The organism is Robertkochia marina (assembly GCF_004799345.1).
Taxonomy (GTDB): domain Bacteria; phylum Bacteroidota; class Bacteroidia; order Flavobacteriales; family Flavobacteriaceae; genus Robertkochia; species Robertkochia marina.
On sequence record NZ_SSMC01000012.1, the window covers coordinates 1 to 1,652 of the forward strand.

Genomic DNA, 1,652 nt, shown 5'->3' on the forward strand with positions numbered 1-1,652 from the left:
TTCAAAAAGGCTTGCGGGAACGGAAAAAGGTTGTAGTTTTGCAGCCGCTCTGAGAGAGACATCAAACGGGGCAACGTTCATTAAAAAGCAGGTTTTAGAAGTTAGCAAAAAGCTTCAAAATTTTTTTCAAAAAAAGCTTGCAGGAATGAAGAAAGGTTGTATTTTTGCAGCCGCTCTGAGAAACACTTCGAGGGGCATCGTTCTTAAAGAAAAGCGGTCTTGAAAAACGGGTTAGCAATGACTCGGAAGCTTTGAAAAAAAACTTCAAAAAAGATTTGCCGGAATGGAAAAAGGTTGTAGTTTTGCAGCCGCTTCTAAGTCTACCACTACTAACTATAGCGCCCTATTCAGACTCGCTTTCGCTACGGCTCCGTGACTGAATCACTTAACCTCGCTAGCAACGGTAACTCGTAGGCTCATTATGCAAAAGGCACGCCGTCACCCCAAAAGGGGCTCCGACCGCTTGTAAGCGTATGGTTTCAGGTTCTCTTTCACTCCCTTATTCAGGGTACTTTTCACCTTTCCCTCACGGTACTGGTTCACTATCGGTCTCTCAGGAGTATTTAGCCTTGGGCTGAACTGAAACATCTAAGTAGGCGGAGGAGAAGAAAACAATAGTGATTCCGGTAGTAGTGGCGAGCGAACCCGGAAGAGCCCAAACCAATGTTGTTACGGCAATATTGGGGTTGTAGGACCACGACATCGAATGCCAATTGAATCAGAACACTTTGGAAAGAGTGACCATAGAGGGTGATAGTCCCGTAAGAGTAAGAGCGGTTATTTGTAGTGGTATCCTGAGTAGCGCGGGGCACGTGAAACCTTGTGTGAAAATAAGATTCAATTTTTTAAAAAAATTTTGTTTGCCGTTGTTTCTAATGAAACAACAAACAAGCTTCTCGTATCTCTTTATCTCAATATGTCAATGAACGTTTCGGCTTCGCCCCATGTTAACCCTTATCTCTTTGAGTGTAGTTGGCTTAACACATCAGCTACTCATTCGCCGTTGTGGAGAATATCGGAGTCGAACCGATGACCTCCTGCGTGCAAGGCAGGCGCTCTAGCCAGCTGAGCTAATTCCCCATCCCGTTTGATGTCTCTCTCAGAGCGGCTGCAAAACTACAACCTTTTTCCGTTCCCGCAAGCCTTTTTGAAAAATAATTTTCCGAAGCTGCAACTCCCGTTTTCAATGCCGTGTAAAAGAACTTTTTAGCTCCGAACCGCCCCTCCAAAGAGGTGCCTTGTTGTTCAAAGCGGGTGCAAATATAAGACGGGTTTTTGGGGGCATCGTTCTTAAAGAAAAGCGGTCTTGAAAAACGGGTTAGCAATGACTCGGAAGCTTTGAAAAAAAACTTCAAAAAAGATTTGCCGGAATGGAAAAAGGTTGTAGTTTTGCAGCCGCTTCTAACGAGAAGCATCGCCGCAGAGGCCGAGGAAACAAGGCGGATGTGGGATGATTGAGAGAAGAGAATAAAAAGTTCTTTTACACGGCATTGAAAACGGGAGTTGCAGCTTCGGAAAATTATTTTTCAAAAAGGCTTGCGGGAACGGAAAAAGGTTGTAGTTTTGCAGCCGCTCTGAGAGAGACATCAAACGGGGCAACGTTCATTAAAAAGCAGGTTTTAGAAGTTAGCAAAAAGCTTCAAAATTTTTTT

The 1,652-nt window shown here is 44.1% G+C and carries 2 protein-coding genes, 1 tRNA gene and 2 other annotated features; of the genes, 2 read left to right on the forward strand and 1 reads right to left on the reverse strand.

Annotated elements, in window-relative coordinates; translation table 11 throughout:
• Positions 1-223 (forward strand): hypothetical protein (locus E7Z59_RS15380; protein ID WP_211089744.1); only part of this gene is annotated, 223 nt, incomplete at its 5' end.
• Positions 1-603: a sequence feature (mutual gap in cmsearch alignment for this rRNA model is longer than 100), on the reverse strand. Its footprint overlaps the gene before it by 223 nt.
• Positions 556-856: a sequence feature (23S ribosomal RNA rRNA prediction is too short), on the forward strand. It overlaps the preceding feature by 48 nt.
• 150 nt (positions 857-1,006) lie before the next feature.
• On the opposite strand, the gene E7Z59_RS15180 is transcribed toward E7Z59_RS15380, so the two are convergent.
• Positions 1,007-1,080, reverse strand: a tRNA-Ala gene (locus tag E7Z59_RS15180).
• Between the two features lie 374 nt (positions 1,081-1,454).
• Between E7Z59_RS15180 and E7Z59_RS15385 the strand changes: the two genes are divergently transcribed.
• Positions 1,455-1,652, forward strand: a 198-nt coding sequence (locus E7Z59_RS15385; RefSeq protein WP_211089745.1) for a hypothetical protein, incomplete at its 3' end; no start/stop codon positions are given.